This is a genomic window from Enterococcus sp. DIV0970a (assembly GCF_051711265.1).
Classification (GTDB): Bacteria; Bacillota; Bacilli; order Lactobacillales; family Enterococcaceae; genus Enterococcus_D; species Enterococcus_D casseliflavus.
In genome coordinates, this window is sequence record NZ_JBIOMF010000001.1 from 1118909 (window position 1) to 1138676 (window position 19768).

Genomic DNA, 19768 nt, shown 5'->3' on the forward strand with positions numbered 1-19768 from the left:
TCTTATTGGTTATATTCCCTTCACTCAGCAATTGCCTGAACCGATTCAAATCAAAAAATGACTGTGCAAGGTATCTGTACCGATTTATCCCTTCAGAAACGTGGAAACCCTCGGCAAGAAGTTTATAATTTAAAGGAGGAATTTGATGGAAAAATTTTACCAGCAAAAGACTGAAGAGACCTTGAAACATTTTGAAAGTGACCGCAAGCAAGGCCTAAGCGGGAAAGAAGCCGACAAACGCTTAGAAAAATACGGAGAAAACACGATCCAGCAACAAGAATCCCTTTCTGTATGGGAATTGCTGTGGCATAACCTGAACAACTTGATTGTTTATTTATTGCTAGCAGCTGCGTTACTCTCTTTTGCGATGGGGGAAACGATTGAAGGAATTGCAGTATTGATTGCCGTGGTGATTGCTGTAATGACAGGTTTTATCACAGAGTTACGAGCACAAAAATCAATTGATTCTCTTCAAAGCATGATTTACACTACCGCAAAAGTGATTCGTGATGGAGAAGTAATGGAGATCGAGTCGGCAAAAATCGTTCCAGGCGATATTCTCGTTCTGGAAGAAGGAGATGCCATTGCGGCAGATGCCCGCTTACTTGAAACGAGCAACTTTGCCTGCATCGAATCAGCGCTGACCGGTGAGTCAGAAGCTGTTGAAAAAGATGCACGAGAAACCTATGAAGGAGATGTTCCACTAGGTGATCGCCGCAATGTCGTTTTCGCAGGAACTGCGGCAACTCGGGGAAATGCCTATGCTGTAGTGACAGAAACCGGTATGAAGACTGAGGTCGGAAAAATCAGTGACATGCTGACGGGTGACAAAAAGCGTCAAACGCCGTTAGATATCGAATTGGACAAGCTAGGAAAAGCAATCATTATTGCCGCGCTTTTTGCTGCGGTGGCAGTTTTAATCGCTGGGGTCTTGACGAATCAACCATTTGTCGAAATGATCCATATCTCGATTATTTTGGCGGTCGCAGCGATACCTGAGGCAATGCCAGCCGTTTCGACGATCACATTGTCCCGAGGCATGCGGACGATGGCCGAGCACAAAGCACTGGTCAAATCGTTATCAGCTGTTGAGACCCTGGGCGCCACCAGTATCATTGCCAGTGACAAAACGGGGACGCTGACAGAAAACCAAATGACGGTTGCTGAGATCATTTTAGGTTCAGGAGAAATGTTCAAAGTAACAGGAAATGGGTATGAACCCAACGGGAAATTTTACAAGGCAGACTCGGAGGATGAAACCGAGATCGATGCAGCCAATCATGATGCGCTGCAAGGGATGATCGAAAACGGTGCTTTATGTACCACCGCCACTTTACGTGAAAACGAAGGGCAATACGAGATCCTCGGTGATCCAACAGATGGGGCGTTCGTCGTTTTAGGTCAAAAAATCGGCATCGATCGCCAAAAAGAGCAGGACAGCGGGCTGAAGAAAATCGCAGAAATGCCCTTTGATTCCGACAACAAATACATGGTGACCGTGTATGAAGGAAAGCAACGGACATTGATCATCAAAGGGGCACCAGATGTCTTGATTGATTTAGCCGATGCTGATGCCAAAGAAAAAGAACAGCTTCATGAATACAATGACACGTTAGCCAGTCATGGGCAGCGGGTGATCGCTGTCGGTTGCATCAAGGATTATCAAGGTGGAACGGACGAAGCAGAGCTGAAAGCAGCACTGCAGGAAATCAAGATCCAAGGCTTTGCGGGCATCGTCGACCCGCCGCGAACAGATGTCAAAGAAGCAGTGAAGGTCGCACAAGAAGCGGGGATCCGAGTGAAAATGATCACGGGGGACCATCCGAAGACGGCGTCCATGATCGCCAAAGAAATTGGCTTAAAAGACCATGAAAAAACCATGACGGGTCGTGAGATCGATGAATTGGCAGGGCAAGAAGGCTTTAACGAAAAAATCGAAGAAGTCGCTGTCTTTGCTCGAGTTTCACCAAAAAATAAATTACAGCTTGTGGAAGCGTTGCGTGAAGAAGGCGATATCGTTTCAATGACTGGCGATGGGGTCAACGATGCGCCAGCACTCAACGGCGCCGATATCGGGATCGCCATGGGGATTCGTGGGACAGAAGTAGCCAAAGAATCTTCCGATATGATTTTGACGGATGACCGTTTTGGAACGATCGTCGATGCTATCAAAGAAGGACGCATCATTTTTGACAACATCAAAAAATATGTTTCCTTCCTGTTCTCTTGTAATATGGTTGAGATCGTGACGATCTTTCTAAGTGTCATTTTCTTGATGCCCATGCCGATCCAACCGCTGCATATCCTTTTCTTGAATCTAGTCATCGATATTGCTCCAGCCATGGCATTAGCCTTTGAACCAGCTGAAGACGACATTATGAAGCGCCAGCCCCGCACAAAAGCGGATGGCCTCGTTAACAAGCGTTTCTTAGGACGCATCATTTTAAGTGGGGTTGTGATTGGTTTGGTGGCGTTTGGCTTCTTCAACTTCCTGATGCTGACGGATCACGAGTTGCTTTATGCACAAACAGCAACCTTTACCTTTATGGCAGTGGCGCAATTGATGCATATTTTCAACGTTCGTAAGAGCAGCGGCTTTGGTTTAGACAAAACCCTCTTGAAAAACAAACCATTGATGGGGGCATTGCTCCTTTCCGTCGGCTTACAGCTTTCAGCGGTCTATGTACCGTTTATGAATGAGCTATTGGATACGATGCCGATTCAAGCTGGCACGTGGGGCATTATCTTCGCAGCAGCAGCGATCTCTACACTGATCGTGATGGGCTTGAAGAAACTCTTCCAATTAAAATAAAATAAATTCTACCGTATTTTCTCAATACTGGAGTCACGAAGATCCGCAGCCTGCTGGTGTACCTTCATCAAAGAATTTCTGATTCGATTCTTGATGAGGTTCGCCTAGCTGCGGGTCTTTTTTGCTTACTCTTTACAAGCAAAAGAAAATGATTTATACTTGACTAGTCAACAGTTGACAAGTCAACGATGAAAGGAGCGGTTTATGCAATGAATTTACGTGAGCTAAGCGGATTGCTGTATCGGATGAAAATCGTGAATCAAGAATTAACGGCGATCTTTGAAAAAGAGACTGGCTTTAGTCTGACCCGTTATCAGTTGCTGCAGTTTTTAAATGAGCAAGGACGCTGTACCCAAAATCAAGTACAGAATGAATTGAAGATCGATAGTGCAGCGGTCACGCGGCATTTGAAGATTCTCGAAGAAAAACAATTTGTGACACGGGAACGAAACAAAAACAATAACCGCGAGATTTTTGTTTCTTTGACACCCAAAGCACAAGCCGATTTGGCTAGTTGTGCTTCAAAGCATGCCAGCTCTGAGGAGTCGTTAGGCATCAATTTGACCGAAGAAGAAGAAGCACAGCTTCTAACATTACTTATGAAATTAGTTCCATGAAAGAAGGCAAACCCATGACAGAATACAGCAATAACAATTTTTCAGAGATCACCTTTGGCCGAAAATCGGTTCGTGTCTATGATGAAACATACAAAATCCCCCATGAAGAAATGTTGACCATGATCCAAGAGTCAACGACAGCACCTTCCTCAGTCAATATGCAGCCTTGGCGCTTTGTCGTTGTGGAAAGCGATGAGCAAAAAGCAAAATTGAAACCGTTGATTCGTTTCAACGTCCGTCAAAATGATACCTCTTCTGCAATGGTCTTGATTTTTGGCGATATGCTTTGTCATGAACTTGGGGAAGAAATTTATAACAAAGCAGTAGCAGAAGGCAAAATGCCAGCAGAAGTACGTGACCAACAATTAGCAGCGATCATTCCGCATTACGAAAATCTTACAAAAGAACAAATGAATGATGTGGTGAAGATCGACGCTAGTTTAGCAGCGATGCAATTTATGTTAGTTGCGCGGGCGCATGGCTATGAAACCAACCCAATCGGCGGCTTTGAAGCAGATCAATTAGCCGAAGCTTTTGGCTTAGACAAAGAGCGTTATGTTCCTGTCATGATCCTTTCAGTCGGAAAAGCCAAAGAATTAGGCTATGAATCCGTTCGTTTAGACGCAGAACAAATTACGACATTTCTATAAGAGGAGGGAAAACGATGGAAATCATCAATGCAACGTTTTACATCAAAGAAGAAAAGCGGGCAGATTTTTTAGCCGCTGTTACGCCATTATTAGCATCGGCGAGAGCTGAGGAAGGCTGCCACGGCTATCATCTCTATGAATCATTGGAAGAGAACAATCGGTTTGTCATGGTCGAAAAATGGGCGAATCAAGAAGCAATTACCGCCCACAATCAAAACCCGCTGCTGCAACAATTATTTCAACAAATGCCTGAATTTGCAGCCAAACCGAGCGAGATCGTTGTCGCTCATCAAGGAGAATAAAGATGACGATTTTATCGACGATTTTGATTGTACTGGTTGCCTTAGAGTTTTTCTATATTCTCTATTTAGAAACATTTGCCACTACGTCCAAAGCAACGGCGCGGGTCTTCAACGTGACGAAAACAGAGCTTGAACGACCGATCGTTGTGACCTTGTTCAAAAACCAAGGAGTTTACAATGGGCTGATTGGTTTGGGGTTACTTTACAGTATTACCTTTGCTTCAGCACCATTGGAAATCAGTCGCTTGCTGTTGATCTACATTATCTTAGTGGCTGCATATGGCAGTGTGACTAGCGACAAGAAAATTATTTTGACCCAAGGCGGTCTAGCGATCCTTGCCTTGCTATCCACCTTTTTTTAACCAATAAAAGAAGAAGTCCCCCGATCGAAGAAAGCATTTCTATACAATAGAAGCTTTCTTCGATCGGGGGCTTTTAATGTTTGGGCAAAGAGTACTCAGAACGTGAAAAAAATGATAGGATAAGAGAAGGGACTAACGATTTTCGGGACGTAAACTGGTTGCTGCAAATAAGGCTTTTACTAGAATGGGTGTTAAGATCGCAGCTGTGATCACCTCAGAAATTCCATTCGTTACAGCGATTCCACCGAGGGTCACGAATAAAGCCGAAGCATCGACACCATAGGTAGTGGCAACTAAGCCAGTATATAAGGTTCCCATTAACGTTAAGACCAAAACTGTATTGGTGATGGTCCCAAAGATTGCTGCAACAATCGAAGCAGCGACGACTTTTTTGGTCTTTTTGTAAATGATCGTAAACAAGAGACCAGCCACTAAGCCAACCAATACACGGGGAACCACCGAGATGATTGGGTTGGTGAAAACGGCAATGTCTAAGGGCGTTGTCGGAGAGGTAAACGCACGAATCATGGTAAAAATACCCCAGACTAAGCCGATGAACATCCCGTCTTTTGTCCCTAAAACGATGGCAGCGACGATCACCGTGATATGGATGATCGTTAAACTAGTGATACCGATCGGAATAAATCCAAGGAAAGGCACCATCGTCTGTAAAATAATAATAGCAGTCAAAATGGCACGAATGACAAGGCGATAGGTTTTGCTTTTTGTATTCATTGTAAAAACTCCTTTTTTATAATGACACTCGTGTCATTTTTAAGTTAGATTGATTATACAACAAAATGACACGAGTGTCATTAATAATGTGATGAAAGGAGCCAAAAAAATGGCAAATAAGCAACAGAGCGAATTGACTACAGCGGAAAAGAAAAAACAACAAAAGCGTGATTTAATTCTTGAAAGTGCCAAAGTCGTCTTTAGTAAGAAAGGCTTGATTGATGCGACAATGAAGGACATTATCGAAGAGTGCGGCATTAGTCGTGGCGGCATTTATTTATACTTTCGTTCGGTGGATGAGATTTTTTTGGCAGTTTTAGAGCAGCGCTCCAAACGAAAATTTGATGATGTACGAGAGATGATCATGGAGCAAGTGCCCTTTGAAACGATTTTAAACAAATATTTTTCCGACCATCGCAAGCGTCTACTCCACAGCATTTCTGACGGTATGCTGCGAGCCGTCTACGAGTATTACTATACGCATAAAACCGAAGCCTCCAGTTCCCTGCAGCAAGCACAACTTTCTGAGACGAAACGGACGATCCATGAGATCTTTCAAGTCGGCGTTCATCAAGGCGTGTTAAAAGATGAAAACTTGGCAGTGATTGCAGAAAACTATATGTTCGTGATTGAAGGATTGGGGATTTTGGCTCTGACCGGTCACATCACAGAACAGACCATTGATGACCAAATCGCTGTAATGAGACAACTACTCCCTTATCGCGAATAACTAAGACAAAAAAACTCGCTCTTTTCTAGTAAACACTAGGAAGGAGCTTTTTTCGTCTGTAAAATTTTTGTGAATCAAGCATATTTTGCAGAAAATTAATGTAATAAAAGTGAAATCTACAACATTATTTATTTTTTCTTAAGAAAAAAGACTTTTTCTATGAAGTTTTCTTGAATAGGTGATATATAGGCATTCACGTGGCGTGTCGATCGCATAGGAGTGGGGAACATGCAATAAAAAAACAGAGTTTATTTGTGTAACTAAAATGTAAATCGCTTACGGATTGGGTTTGTTGCTGAACTATGGTAAAATTAAAATGGTCAAATAAATGAAAAAAAAGTTTTGAAATTGAATTTGGAGGATCATATGAAGAAGAAAATCTTTGCAACAGTGTGTATGTGTGGCATTGTATTGTCATCATTCGGCGGACCTGTGACCGTTTTTGCTACGAATCACGATCAATTGATCGAACAAAAAAATAACGAGATTGATCAGTTGAGACAGCAACGTCAAAGCGTACAAGGGGAAATTGATGGATTGTCTGCAGAAATTGATTCATTAAATCAAGAAGCAGCAATCATTTTAGCGCAGCAAAGTGATTTGTTGCAAGCGATCGAAGGATTGGATCAGGAAATCAGTCAGTTAGAAGAGCGGATTGCCAAACGCTCAGAAAACATCGAAAAGCAAGCCAGAGAAACACAAGTCAATGGAAAAGGCGACAATTTTCTCACAGCCGTACTAGAAGCTGATTCTGTCAGTGATCTAGTGGGTCGGGTCCATGCCATGACGACGATCATTCGAGCGAATAATGAAGTGATCGAACAGCAAAAAGCCGACCAACAAGCAGTTGAACAAAAGCGTGCGGAATCACAAGAAAAAGTGGCAGAATTGCAAGCAGCACAGAGCCATCTGGAAGCACAAAAAGGTGTCTTGGAAGCAAGCCAAGCAGAATTAAATGTCTTGGTTAGTCAGTTAGCCTACGAAGAAGCAACGAAAGAAGAAGAAAAAGAACAGCTGCGTGCGGAAAAAGAAGCCTATGAAGCGGAGCAAGCAAGAATTCGTGAAGAAGCTGCCCGTGTTGCTGCTTTACAAGCCCAAGCGGAACAAGCGGCGCAACAGCAGGCAGAACAAGCTGCAGCGGAAGCAGCAGCCTTGAATGAAGCGGCTGTTCAAGCAGAGGGCACCGAAGCTGACGCAGAAACAGAGAGCCAAGCGCCAGTGGAAGAGCCAGCAGCACCAGCAGAAACGCAGCCAGAGGAAACGCAAGAATCTGAACCAGTTGAAACACCAGAGGCTCCAGAAGAAGCACCAGTAGATACACTTGAAATTCAAGAGCCAGAAACACCAGTGACACCTGCAGCACCAGAGACGCCAGCGGACAGTGCACCTGCGGTTCCTGCACCAACGCCAGCACCGACGCCCGTTACACCAACACCAGCGCCAACGCCTGCTCCGTCACCAGCACCGATCGTGACGCCGCCAGCACCTTCTGCACCAGCATCAACAAATGGGGCTGCAATCGTGGCAGAAGCCTATAAGCATATCGGAAAACCCTATGTTTGGGGTGCCAAAGGACCGGACAGCTTTGACTGTTCTGGGTTTACTCGCTATGTCTTTTTACAAGTAACAGGGAGAGATATTGGTGGATGGACGGTACCACAAGAAACAGCGGGTACAGTGATTTCTGTTAGCCAAGCACAACCAGGAGATCTGTTATTCTGGGGTTCATCAGGTAGCACCTATCATGTAGCCATTGCTTTAGGTGGCGGACAATACATTCATGCACCACGCCCAGGACAAAATGTTTCTGTTGGCAGTACCGCTCATTTTACACCTAGCTTTGCAGTAAGAATGTAAGAAGTAGCTAGCTGTAGTTTTAAGGAGAGACAAATGGAAGAAAGAAAACAGCTTCGTTATCGTGCGAAGAAACAAAAAAGAGGGCTTCTTTACCGTAAAAGTGCGGCGGCAACCGCTGCACTTGTTAGTACGGTGAATATTTTGCCGATGAATGTCTTAGCAGATACACTTGAGTCAGCAGAAACCCAAAATGGTGTTCAAGTAGTTGAAACAGCAGAGTCAACCCAAGACACATCGACGCAAGATTCCGTGAGCATTGTAGAAGATCAAGAAGTGAACGAGGGATCACCAGCAACGCAAGATAGTACCGAACCATCAGAAGCTGAAAGTTCGGATGTAGTAGAAATTCAAGACGTACCCGAAAATGAACCAGCAGATGATGCTTCTGAACAGAATGAAGCAGAAATCGATCGTGACATTCCTGTTCTGTCAGAAGAAGAGCGGATCGCCATTGAAACGAAGGTCATGCCCAACTACAACAATCCAATGGCACGTTCTAATAATCAGCAAGCATTTATTCAGCAAGTAGGACCAATGGCACAAGAAGTGGCGGGGGCAAATGACCTCTACGCTTCAGTTATGATTGCACAAGCGATCTTAGAATCAGGTTGGGGGCAATCCACTCTGACTACTCTTGCCAATAATATGTTTGGTATCAAGGGATCTTACAATGGACAATTTGTAGAGATGCAAACCTTGGAAGATGACGGGAATGGCAATCTCTATCCGATTATTGCGAAGTTTCGTAAATACCCTTCATTAAAAGAATCTTTTCAAGACAATGCGCACGTTTTGAGAACCACCTCATTTTCGCCGGGTGTTTTCTTCTACCATGGGGCATGGAAGTCTAATACGAATTCTTATCGTGACGCGACACAATGGCTGCAAGGACGCTATGCCACCGACACGGCTTATGCAAGTAAGCTAAACAACTTGATTGAAACGTACAATTTGACCCAGTACGATACATCAAGTGGTGGCGGTTCAAACGATAACAACAATAACAACAATAACAATTCTGAACAGGCGATCAATAAGCAATTCAGAACAAATGCAGCACTCAATATCCGTTCGGATGCTTCCACCAGCACCTCGATCGTGGGTTCATTGGCTGCCAATGCAACATTTGAAGCAGTAGCGCAAAAAAGCGGCACCAGTGTGAACGGCAATACGACGTGGTACCGAATTCAAGGACGTGGCTGGGTAAGTGCCGCTCATGTGACGGAGATCTCATCGAATACGGGTGGGAATGATAACAACAATAATAATGGTAATAACAACGATAATAATAACAGTAACAACAGTGCCGAACAAAGCATCAACAAAGAGTTTCGCACCACCGCTGCCTTGAATATCCGTTCAGACGCATCGACTAGCGCTTCTGTTGTCGGCTCCTTGGCAAGCAATGCAACATTTCGAGCAGTCGCTCAAAAGACGGGAACGAGTGTCAACGGCAACAATGTGTGGTATCGAATCCAAGGACGCGGCTGGGTGAGTGCTGCGTACGTGACAGAAGTGACCGCTGGAAGTAATAGCTCTGAACAAAGCATCAACAAAGAGTTTCGCACTACCGCAACATTGAATATTCGCTCTGATGCGTCTACCAGTGCCAGAATTGTTGGTTCTTTGTTAAACAACTCCTCTTTTCGTGCAGTTGCGCAAAAGACCGGAACCAGTGTCAATGGCAACAATGTCTGGTATCGAATTGAAGGGCGTGGCTGGGTAAGTGCAGCGTACGTTCAAGAAACGAACGCTTCCTCATCAAACAGCACCACCTATACTGTACGTTCGGGCGACACTCTATGGGGGATTTCGCGACGCTACGGTGTGACTGTGAATCAGTTGATGCAATGGAATAACCTTTCTGGCTCATTGATTCTTGTAGGGCAACGTCTTGTAGTCCGTAGATAAAAAGAAAAAATATCTGTACCCATTTTTCTGGCTATTTGCCAAAATGGGTACAGATATTTTGTTTATTCTTCTTTGAAGCTGTTCATGATCGCTGTTAATTCCTCTTTTGAAGAGTCGTATAAGCTTTCTAACGTCCAGCCATACAACTGAACGTAATTATTTTCGGTTTCAAGTACATAATAAATATAGTGGATATTTAGCCCTTCAACTGTCGCAGGAAAATCAACGAAATAGGCCTTTGTGTCAGGAATTGGTAAAAAGGTGGCAGTCGTATCGAAGCTCGTTGCCAAATTTTCTTGAACCAATCCGAGATAAGTTTCTAAATCGGCAAAATCCTGTTTCGATTCAACGACTGCAGCTAAATATTTCGTTTCTAACGCATCGGACAACATGAAATCATTGTCAGGATTCAATGAAGTGAAATCAGGTACCTCTTGCCAATTGCTAGGTAAATCGATGGTATAGTTTGTTCCGCTAACTCCTGTGATGGTTTGTTCTGAACTAGGTAAAGCCGCTTCACTGGAAGAGACCGTCGATTCTTGGGCGACTTCGGATGATGATGTCATAGATAAGCTTGTAGCGCTTGCATTTTCCGTACTTTCTGAAGCTGGTTTCTCCTCTTTTGGCGTGCAGCCAGCAAAAAGAAGTGTGAACCCCAATAAACTAAAAACAACACTTTTTCTCATTATTCTCACGTTCCCCTTTGTTTTTTATTTTCAAATAACCAACATTATTTAGTTAATCGTATAATAGGAAAGGAAATAACGCAATAAAATATTCTCAGTTATTGCATGAATCGAAAAAAATAAAGGATTGTTAAATAGTAAATGTAAAAAAATGAAGCGGAAATAACTGACTGTTACCGCTTATTTTCACTTTTTTCTTAGATTGATGCAAAAGTTGATTATAAATACGGGGCGACTTTTGCTATGCTTTAGAAAAGAAAGGAAGCATTAAAAGAATAGTGAAGTTAAAAATTGTGTCGGTTATATCTATAAAATAATAGTGTGCTTTTTATTTATCTATTTGTTTTGAATAATTGTCAGAATTTTGTTGCGAAATACTATGGCTTCTTTCGATACAAAAAGTAGGCGACATCAGCGACAGTCGGATAGAGGAAGATAGCTCAAAGCGGCGAGGAAATAGAAGGAACATAGGATCTACGTTTAAAAATAATGGAACTAGGGGGAAGGAAATTGTTTTATCAATCAGTGAATGAGTATCTAGTAAAAATGAGAGAAGGATTATCTGCTGAAACCATTAAAGGTGAAATGCCATCAGTCTATGCGTACTGGTTAGCACAGGAAGCAGAATTGAAAAAAATATTGAAAAACAAAGACATGGCTTTTTGGATGGACATCCAACGAGTTCTCTTGATCGATGCAAAATTAGTATTACTTCGCAGTTACATCAATGACTACGATTTTCACGGATTTTCCGAAGATGAGATCATTGCCAATGTGGAACAAGATCATTTTACCTTTAACAAAGAACTGTGTGGCTATAGTTTGAAAGAACAGGTGCACCCATCAATTATTTTTGGTGATCAATAAGCAACAAAAAAGACCGTTCAAACGAGGAATAAGCTACTGCACTGATTCAAAATAAGACCGATTGATTTGTGGTATGATTGTGATGACAAGTACGATTGCACAGATCATTGCAACAGTTTGAAAAGGAGCGGAGAGGTATGGTTCAATTTGAACGGATCATTTTATTGTTTTTCTTGTACTCATTTATCGGATGGCTTTGGGAAACCATTTATTGCTCACTAAAAGCCAAGCACTTTGTGTATCGGGGGTTCCTTATTGGTCCAATCACACCCATCTACGGCTTTGGAATTCTTGGCGTTGTCTATTTGTTACGGCCATTGCATGAGCAAGTGATTCCACTGTTCTTTGCGGCAGCGTTGTTGGTCACCGTGCTTGAATATGTGACAAGCTATTTACTTGAGCGGTTTTTTCATGCCTCATGGTGGGATTACAAAGAAGTACCACTGAATATCAATGGACGGGTGGCATTGCCGATTTCTCTTTTTTGGGGCGTGTGTTGTGTGCTCATTGTTCGATTTGTTCATCCGCAAATGCTGGAGATCGTGCAAACATTGAGTGCTCGGGTCGGATTCTTATTGCCCGTTTTCTTATTAATGGTTCTTTCTTTTGATATGGGCTATACCCTTGCTAACTTGGTTGCCTTTCAGAAAGCGGTGCAACAAGTCAATCAAGCTTTTGAGCAGCACAAAAAAGAATTGGCTGAAAATATTGAGCAATATAAAAACGATTGGCAAGGGCGCTTCGCAGCGTTTCCAGAAGAATGGCGCGTTTTAAAACAAAATCTACCGAGATTGAATTTCCATCAAAGAAGACTCTTAAAAAACTTTCAAAAGTTAGAAATCAATCAGATAAAAAGCAGTCAGGAATTGTCTCGATTTATTGAAGCCATTCGTAAGAAAAAATAGGTTTGTTACGGTTAGATTACAAAAAATAAACCCTTATCAATGCTGATTCTTCCCACTTCTGACTAATTTCAGTCGAAAAAGACGATGAAAACACCCACTTTTACGATAATTTGTAACAAATTGTAAAGGTCCTGCAATAAAATTCTTCTTAAGAATTTGTATAATAGGATATGTTGGAAACCATAGTGAGAAGTGAGGGAATTTTTTGAAGGCAAAGAAACTACGAACAATCGTTGTCGCTGTCTTTGCGGCAGGAATCGTTTCTCCAATCTTTGCGCAGGCTGAGTCACTTGAATCATTGCAAGAGCAAGAAAGTGCCGTCATGCAGCAAAGTCAGGAAATCAGTACGGAAGTACAGATTGCATTGACTGATGTGAATGCGAAATACAGTGAGGTAGAAGAGCTAAAAGCTCAAATCGCTGAAAATGAAGAATCATTAGCAACAACCAAAGCAGAAATCAAAACTGCACAAGAAACAATTGAAAAGCGTGAAGCTGTCGTTGCGGAACGTATGAAAGACATCCAAGTCAATGGCGGGGCTACCAGAGACTGGACGGTACTATTAGAATCATCCAACATCCAAGATTTTATCAATCGTGCCTATGCGATGACGATGTTACAAAACTTGGAAAAAGAAAAGATCGATTCATTGACAGCAGAAAAAGAAAAGCTGGAAGCTTTAGAAGAAAAAGCACAGTCAACACAGCAATCATTGAAAGAAAATCAAACCGCATTAGAATCAGAAGCCAAAACACTGGATTCAAAAATTGCGAATCTACAAGCCCAATTGAAAGAAAACGAAGCAACCTTGGCACAAATCGCTTCCAGCAAAGAAGCTGAAACAGCTCGCTTAGCTGCTGAAAAAGCAGCAGAAGAACGAGCAGCCAAAGAAGCGGCGGAACAAGCAGCGAAAGAAAAAGCTGAAAAAGAAGCAGCCCAAGCTGCGGAACGTTCAAGCGCTTCTGAATCACAAACGTCTGCTTCATCGAGCAGCAATACGACTGAAAGCAGGAGCTCATCATCGAGCAGCTCTTCAAGCAGTAACAATAGCTCAACTAACAGCTCAAGCAATACAAGTAACAACAGTAATAACAATAGCAACAACAGCAATACTAGTAGTGGTCGAACATTGATGATGGAATCAACTGCTTACTCGTATAAAGAAGCTGGCTCTAGTTTCTTTACAGCAAGTGGGACAGACTTACGTAAAAATCCAATGGCAGTTGCCGTTGATCCAAGCGTGATTCCGTTAGGCACCTTAGTCAATGTTGAAGGCTATGGCGTAGCATTAGCGCTTGATACTGGTGGCGCGATCAAAGGAAATATCATTGATGTTCACTTTGATAACGTCGCACAATGTATCCAATGGGGCCGTCGTCAAGTAAAAGTAACGATCCTCGATTAATCAATCAACTAGCAAGAAGCAGCTCACTGAATGAAGTGGCTGCTTCTTTTTTTACTTTTAATGTAGGAAGGCATAAGAAGAGAGCGTATCGCTGCGTCAGTGACGAAATAAGCGATACGCTCTGGATTTATTGTTAAACTGCTCACAAGCTCTTACACTCGTTCTCAGGGGCATTTTTTGAATAGCTTGGTCAGATGGAGTCAAGCATACGGTGTTCGCTGATCAAGGATTGAAATTGGCATTTAGCGTTTCCTCTAAAGCTTCCCAGTCGTGCTCATCGGGAAAGGTTTTGAATAGCAAATAATCAATGTCTTGGGCATATTCGGTAATGTATTCCGTGTAGTTGGTAACGATCAAATCAATCTGATTTTTTTCCAAATAGCCTGCCGACAATTCATTGGAGTCCGGAAAATAAAAGGTCCGAGAACTGCGCAAATAACGAACAGATTTGCATTTTAATAATTGGCATAAATAAAAGGGGCCTTCGAACAAAAAAGCGATATTCTTCTTGGCTTGCCAGTACAACGATTTAATAGAAGTAACGTACATCGTAAGACTCGTTCCTAAGTGCTCCAGTGTGTTACTGTCCCAAATTTCTCTAGCTAATGGTTGCGTCAACAGATAGTTTTTAAATAGATGATAATCATCCGTATACGCCTCTTCGACAAATTGAACGGTATCAGAAATCATATGGTTTAATAAAGGGGATAATAATTGCTTGATTTTTGCTACCGTAAAAAAGGACTCCACTAAGAGTCGATCGCGAGCGCTATCTTGTGTATCTGGCAAGCAATCCTTGACAAAGGCTGCCGCAAGCTGCTTGATTTCAGGCCAATGATTATACTCTCTACAAAAGGTTTGCTCGATGGCTAAGTTGCTGATCGAGCGACGGGTTTTCACTAATAAGAACAAATAAAGGACTTCCTCGTGGGGAAGTTCTTTTTGATATTGCTCACTTACAGCCTCATTGATTTCAGAAAATAGCCGAAAATCATTATACTGTTCAAATAGTTTTTTTATTTGCTTAGGCAACTCGATGCGTTGACCTGCACAATGGCGCTCAAAGGTGATATACAAGTAATAATTGAATTCACCAAATGAACAAGCATGTTGGTCCAGTTGATAACATCTTGAAAAAGCACTAGCCGTGATATTTTGGATGGCGATCGGTGGAAAGATCGTATGGGCAGTAATTTCCGATTCATAATAGAAATCATGGAAAAACTTGCGAATATTGATCTCCTCACCAATAAAGCAAATAGGATTGGTTTGGATCTCCAAACGATAGAAAGAAAAAATAGGTTGTACTTTCCGTAAATAGCGAAGAACGGTGCTTTCTGATATATGGTACTTCTCTGCCCATTCCGATGAGCTATAAAGATCATTGTGGAAAATACTTTCGATGATATGGAACAAAATCTCATCGGCAATCAGCGCACGTTTTTTCGTTAAATACACAGCGGAATGTTTGATTGAAAAAATATACCCCTTGTGAGAAGAATCGATCGATAAACAGTCGCCAAAATACTCTTTTAGATCCGTCACGTCCGTTACGATCGTTCGCGTGGTACTTCCTGAAATCTTTGCCAAACCTTGAGTCGAACATTGATAATTTTTCTCGAATGCCATCAAAATTTTCAGCCATCGAATCGTTGCTGTGTTGGTAATAAAATTAATTTGAAAATTCCTCAAGACGTGGCTCCTTTCATGAATAAAATCGCAAATCTTACTTATTCATCTTAAAGAAGATAGGGAAGAAAAAACAAATCACGTATTTCATCGGTTGGTGAAATCTATACCTGAGCCTGTGCCAGATTTTTTGCATTTTCTATAAATCAACTGATGATCGGCATATATATAGGTAGAAACACGTTTTTTCAGTGTAAAGAAGGAAATTGATTGGCATTGAATAGTAAGAGAGGGGGGGATAATTTTATTACGATAAAATAAAAATTGACTGATTAACTATATTTAAAATAAACCGATAGAAGTTGGTGAGGTGAAATTGAGGGGGAAAGTCGGTTTTCTGAAGATAACTTATAATTTTAACAGGAACGATTGGTGTAATTAAATAGTAACCGCGAAGGAAACCCTATGTGCCCCAAGAAAAATATTCAGTTTTATTCAACCGATTTATAATAACAACAAAAGCATTTAACTTTTCTTTCTGAAATTCTTATGTTTTCTATTTATAATGAAAAGATGTTGAGAAAATGAATGAATATAATCACTCGAGGTTATTTTTCTATGATGTGACAACTCTCGAAGACGATGAGAACAACGATTATCACTGAATTATTTATTATTTAAAATGAGGGTTTAAAAAAACTGTCAAGTATGCTACACGTTATTTATGTATATTTAAAATAACTGATGTTTGCCATTATATAAGTCTTTTGTTGATGAAAAATATACCTTTAAAAAGAAAAAACAGGAATTTCCTTTATTTAATGATACATTTCTCTTAAAATAAACTAGAATTGCCTTTATTATGTGAGACGAAGGCAGCATGCTTAAACAAGCACAATTGAAGTAGGGAGTGTGTTCATGGGAAAGCCGTTAGTAAAGACTTTGACTGTTTTAGCCGTGGGTATTGGCGCAGTTGCAATATGTTTCATTGGTTACCGACAAAATAACCAAAGGCAATATCAGCAGCGAGTCGAATACGCACAGATATCGATTGCCAGCGAAAAAGATCGCATCAATGAGTTGTCTAATGAAATTGCTGAATTATACAGCAACGAGGATCAAACATTTTTAAGAAAAGATCTTAAAGAGGAAGACGTTCTTAAAACAGTCGCAAAACTTTCTGCAGTGAAAGTATCTGCAGACGATTATGGGATCGATGATGATGCATTACCAAGTGAGTCAGTCGAGATCCAACAAGAAAAAGCCGCCCTTGATGATCAACTAAAAGACATCGAGGCAAAATTAAAAGTACAAGCGGATACGGAAGCCTTATTTACTGAAGGCGTTTCAAATTGGCAAAGTGCTGAGAATGATGTCATCATTAGAGCCGATCTAAAAGAAACGGATGTTGGGAATGTCCGTGAAAATCTGAGCTTTTTTGAAGATAGTAAATGGAAAGAGTTAGTTGTTTCCTATTTAGAGTATGCGGATACCCAATTGGACCGCATTGCAAAATTACAAGAAACTTTTGATGAAATGCTTGATGGGGATGAGGTGACCAGTGAAGTCACCTTAGAAAAATACCTGAGTGCAGTCGACAGTATCAGCAAAGTTCGCAATGAAGAATTGAAAGAGAAATACACCGAATTAGCAGACAAAGTCGCTACCCAAATGGGGTACACAGGATACAGCACGTATACACCCCCTGCTTCAACAGAAAGTTATTCAGAGGATACATCCGCAGGAGATGGCACCTGGACAGATCAAAGTTCAGACGTTGTCTACTAATGGAAACATGTATCAAAGAAAAAAGAGATAACTGGAGGAAAGCAAATGTCAAAAGGAAAAAAAATCTTTCTAATTATTTTTTCAATCGTTGCAGTGTTCGTCATCGGATTGATCGGTGTTGCTGCTAAACTATATTTTGATGTGTCAAACTCAATTAACGAAACCTATCAATCAGTTGAGCGTGATCGAGAAGATCGCCTACGTGAAAATGATGTCGATCTATCCCAACAAGAGTCCTTCTCGGTTTTACTGATGGGGATCGATACCGGTGATTTAGGCAGAGTCGAACAAGGCCGTTCTGATACCATGATGGTGGCGACCATCAGCCCACAAGACAATCAGACGACGGTAGTGAGTATTGGACGAGATTCCTATGTTGATATCGTTGGACACGGGACGACAGATAAAATTAACCATGCCTATGCTTTTGGTGGACCCGCGATGGCAATGAACACTGTAGAAAAATTCTTAGATATTCCGATCGATCATTATGTATCAATCAATATGGCTGGCTTGAAAGAATTAGTCGATGCAGTTGGTGGCATTGAAGTTGACAATGAGATCACCTTTTCGCAAGATGGCTTTGATTTTGCAATCGGGCGTACGTCATTAAATGGCGAACAAGCCCTTGCCTATTCAAGAATGCGTTATGAAGATCCAAACGGCGATTATGGTCGTCAAGAACGCCAACGGAAAATCGTTGAAGGGATCGTTAAGAAAGTCTTGAGTCTTGATGGAATCACCCAATATCAAACGATCTTAAATGCTGTTGAGCAAAACATGAAAACAGATATGAGTTTCGATGACATGCGAACTTTAGCATTTAATTATCGCAGTGCCTTTCAAACGATCAAACAAGATCAGTTGCAAGGGGAAGGATTCATGCAAGACGGCATCTCATATCAGCGAGTGAGTGACGAAGAACTAGCAAGAGTTCAAAAAGAGTTGAAAGCTCAACTAAATCTAGAGAATGAATAGGAAAGTGGAGAAAAGATGGAAGAAACAATTAGCTTAAAAGAAATATTTGCAATTCTACGGAAACACTTAGCTGCTATTTTTATTTCAATGTTTGCTGGTTTAGCTTTAGCAGGGATATTCACCTTCTTTATCATTACACCTAAATACAGTTCACAAGCCCAGTTGATTGTGACATTGCCGCAATCAGAAACAGCAAACGTGAACGATGTAAATACAAACTTGCAAATGATCAATACGTATAAGGATATGATCGTCAGTGATTTAGTTATGACACAAGTAAAGGATCGTCTGGAGTCTGAAAATAATCTGGACATGACTGTACAACAATTGAAAGACTCTATTTCAATCAATCAATCGCAAAACTCACAAATGTTTTCCATTCAGGCAACTAGTACCAATGCATTGTCAGCGCAAAATATTGCCAACACGACCGCATTGGTCTTTCAAGAAAATGCTCAAGATGTTATGAATGTTGATAAAATCTCAATCATTTCAAGTGCGGTAGCTAGTACTACACCAGTTTCACCTAACAACAAACTAAACTTAGCCATTGGTCTAGTATTAGGCATCATGGTCGGTGTTGGCTTAGCCTTTTTATTGGAGCTGCTAGATCGAACTGTCAAAGATGATAAATTTGTAACTGAAACATTAGGCTTCACCGTATTAGGTACCGTTCCGCAGATGTCACCAAAAGAATTGGCTGCAACGATTCAGAAAAAACCAAGTGCACCATTTATTAAGAAACCGCAAGGCGACAAATCGGCAGAATCACGCCGCAGTCGTAGTCGGGTCTAGGAGGGAACAATGATGGCAAAAAAACAAGAACGTACTGGGACGCAGACGCATGCAGTAAGTTTGATCACGCTAATTGATCCTTCTTCACCAATCTCAGAGCAATATCGTACGATCCGTACAAATATTCAATTTGCATCTTCCGCAGATAAGCAAATCAAGACCATTGTTGTTACTTCTTCTGGTCCAGGTGAAGGGAAATCGACAACCTCAGCCAATTTAGCGGTTGTTTTTGCTAAATCAGGACAACGGGTATTGTTAGTTGATGCCGATATGCGAAAGCCTACTGTATACAAGACGTTTAGCTTAAATAATGCGAGTGGATTGAGTACCGTATTAAGTACCTCAACGAGCGTCCTTGAAGCAGCCCAAAAAACGGTGATCGATAATTTATCTGTCTTAACAAGTGGACCGAAACCACCAAATCCATCTGAGCTTCTTGGATCGGCACGAATGAACCAAGTGATTGAAGAAGCGAAAAATCTTTACGATGTGGTTATTTTTGATATGCCACCTGTTGTAGCAGTCACTGATGCGCAAATTATGGCATCGAAAGCAGATGGGACGATCTTAGTAGTTCGAGAAAATGTTGCACGTAAAGAATCCTTAACAAAAGCGAGAGATCTTTTAAATATGGTTCAAGCAAGAATCATTGGTGTGGTCTATAACGGTGCCGAACACTCGAAAGATTCAGGTTACTACTATTATTATGGAAATTAATTAATTTGAAGGAGACGAGAGA

General features: G+C 41.5%; 18 protein-coding genes. 15 read left to right on the forward strand and 3 right to left on the reverse strand.

All coding sequences use genetic code 11. From position 1 onward, the window contains the following. Window positions 1–145 precede the first annotated feature (145 nt). From IGK14_RS05285 to IGK14_RS05305, 5 genes are all read left to right on the forward strand, one after another. Window positions 146–2812: a cation-translocating P-type ATPase gene (locus IGK14_RS05285; RefSeq protein ID WP_438711776.1), complete on the forward strand. Its 2667-nt coding sequence runs from the start codon at window positions 146–148 to the stop codon at window positions 2810–2812. A 209-nt stretch (window positions 2813–3021) separates the two neighbouring features. Continuing rightward, window positions 3022–3429, forward strand: coding sequence for a MarR family winged helix-turn-helix transcriptional regulator (locus IGK14_RS05290; RefSeq protein ID WP_223079901.1), 408 nt, complete (start codon window positions 3022–3024; stop codon window positions 3427–3429). Between the two features lie 14 nt (window positions 3430–3443). Next, a complete protein-coding gene (locus tag IGK14_RS05295) occupies window positions 3444–4079 on the forward strand; it encodes a nitroreductase family protein (RefSeq protein ID WP_008378805.1) in 636 nt (211 codons plus the stop codon). Between the two features lie 14 nt (window positions 4080–4093). Then, on the forward strand, window positions 4094–4381 hold the full coding sequence (locus tag IGK14_RS05300) for a putative quinol monooxygenase (protein WP_010747856.1): 288 nt from the start codon (window positions 4094–4096) through the stop codon (window positions 4379–4381). 2 nt (window positions 4382–4383) lie between these two features. Beyond that, on the forward strand, window positions 4384–4743 hold the full coding sequence (locus tag IGK14_RS05305) for a DUF1304 domain-containing protein (RefSeq protein WP_015509373.1): 360 nt from the start codon (window positions 4384–4386) through the stop codon (window positions 4741–4743). Window positions 4744–4875: 132 nt separating this feature from the next. Here the strand turns inward: IGK14_RS05305 and IGK14_RS05310 are convergent, their stop codons facing one another. After that, on the reverse strand, window positions 4876–5478 hold the full coding sequence (locus IGK14_RS05310) for an ECF transporter S component (protein WP_005225613.1): 603 nt from the start codon (window positions 5476–5478) through the stop codon (window positions 4876–4878). A gap of 109 nt (window positions 5479–5587) precedes the next feature. Here IGK14_RS05310 and IGK14_RS05315 point away from each other — a divergent pair, with 109 nt between their 5' ends. The 3 genes from IGK14_RS05315 (at window position 5588) to IGK14_RS05325 (ending at window position 9976) form a co-directional block, all read left to right on the forward strand. Further along, window positions 5588–6208: a TetR/AcrR family transcriptional regulator gene (locus IGK14_RS05315; protein ID WP_438711779.1), complete on the forward strand. Its 621-nt coding sequence runs from the start codon at window positions 5588–5590 to the stop codon at window positions 6206–6208. Between the two features lie 366 nt (window positions 6209–6574). Beyond that, window positions 6575–8065: a PcsB-like coiled-coil domain-containing protein gene (locus tag IGK14_RS05320; RefSeq protein WP_223079899.1), complete on the forward strand. Its 1491-nt coding sequence runs from the start codon at window positions 6575–6577 to the stop codon at window positions 8063–8065. 33 nt (window positions 8066–8098) lie between these two features. After that, entirely contained in the window at window positions 8099–9976 is a 1878-nt protein-coding gene (locus IGK14_RS05325) for a glucosaminidase domain-containing protein (RefSeq protein WP_438711781.1), read from the forward strand. A 62-nt stretch (window positions 9977–10038) separates the two neighbouring features. Here the strand turns inward: IGK14_RS05325 and IGK14_RS05330 are convergent, their stop codons facing one another. Then, the gene (locus IGK14_RS05330) at window positions 10039–10662 is read right to left on the reverse strand and encodes a hypothetical protein (RefSeq protein ID WP_128431873.1); all 624 of its coding nucleotides are present in this window, start codon (window positions 10660–10662) and stop codon (window positions 10039–10041) included. A 489-nt stretch (window positions 10663–11151) separates the two neighbouring features. Between IGK14_RS05330 and IGK14_RS05335 the strand changes: the two genes are divergently transcribed. The 3 genes from IGK14_RS05335 to IGK14_RS05345 all read left to right on the forward strand — a co-directional run bounded on the left by IGK14_RS05335 (window position 11152) and on the right by IGK14_RS05345 (window position 13839). After that, window positions 11152–11529 (forward strand): DUF7006 family protein, encoded by a 378-nt coding sequence (locus IGK14_RS05335; RefSeq protein ID WP_005234961.1) that lies wholly within the window; start codon window positions 11152–11154, stop codon window positions 11527–11529. A 137-nt stretch (window positions 11530–11666) separates the two neighbouring features. Further along, the gene (locus IGK14_RS05340) at window positions 11667–12434 is read left to right on the forward strand and encodes a putative ABC transporter permease (RefSeq protein ID WP_016608128.1); all 768 of its coding nucleotides are present in this window, start codon (window positions 11667–11669) and stop codon (window positions 12432–12434) included. Between the two features lie 205 nt (window positions 12435–12639). After that, on the forward strand, window positions 12640–13839 hold the full coding sequence (locus tag IGK14_RS05345; RefSeq protein WP_438711783.1) for a 3D domain-containing protein: 1200 nt from the start codon (window positions 12640–12642) through the stop codon (window positions 13837–13839). A 222-nt stretch (window positions 13840–14061) separates the two neighbouring features. Here the strand turns inward: IGK14_RS05345 and IGK14_RS05350 are convergent, their stop codons facing one another. Further along, the gene (locus IGK14_RS05350) at window positions 14062–15531 is read right to left on the reverse strand and encodes a helix-turn-helix domain-containing protein (protein WP_438711785.1); all 1470 of its coding nucleotides are present in this window, start codon (window positions 15529–15531) and stop codon (window positions 14062–14064) included. 855 nt (window positions 15532–16386) lie between these two features. Between IGK14_RS05350 and IGK14_RS05355 the strand changes: the two genes are divergently transcribed. The 4 genes from IGK14_RS05355 to IGK14_RS05370 are packed head-to-tail and all read left to right on the forward strand — an operon-like array spanning window position 16387 to window position 19746. Further along, window positions 16387–17256, forward strand: coding sequence for a hypothetical protein (locus IGK14_RS05355; RefSeq protein WP_438711786.1), 870 nt, complete (start codon window positions 16387–16389; stop codon window positions 17254–17256). A gap of 45 nt (window positions 17257–17301) precedes the next feature. Beyond that, entirely contained in the window at window positions 17302–18234 is a 933-nt protein-coding gene (locus IGK14_RS05360) for an LCP family glycopolymer transferase (RefSeq protein ID WP_404850237.1), read from the forward strand. A gap of 15 nt (window positions 18235–18249) precedes the next feature. Next, window positions 18250–19029 (forward strand): YveK family protein, encoded by a 780-nt coding sequence (locus tag IGK14_RS05365; protein WP_438711788.1) that lies wholly within the window; start codon window positions 18250–18252, stop codon window positions 19027–19029. Between the two features lie 9 nt (window positions 19030–19038). Continuing rightward, entirely contained in the window at window positions 19039–19746 is a 708-nt protein-coding gene (locus tag IGK14_RS05370; RefSeq protein ID WP_404850236.1) for a CpsD/CapB family tyrosine-protein kinase, read from the forward strand. Window positions 19747–19768 lie beyond the last annotated feature (22 nt).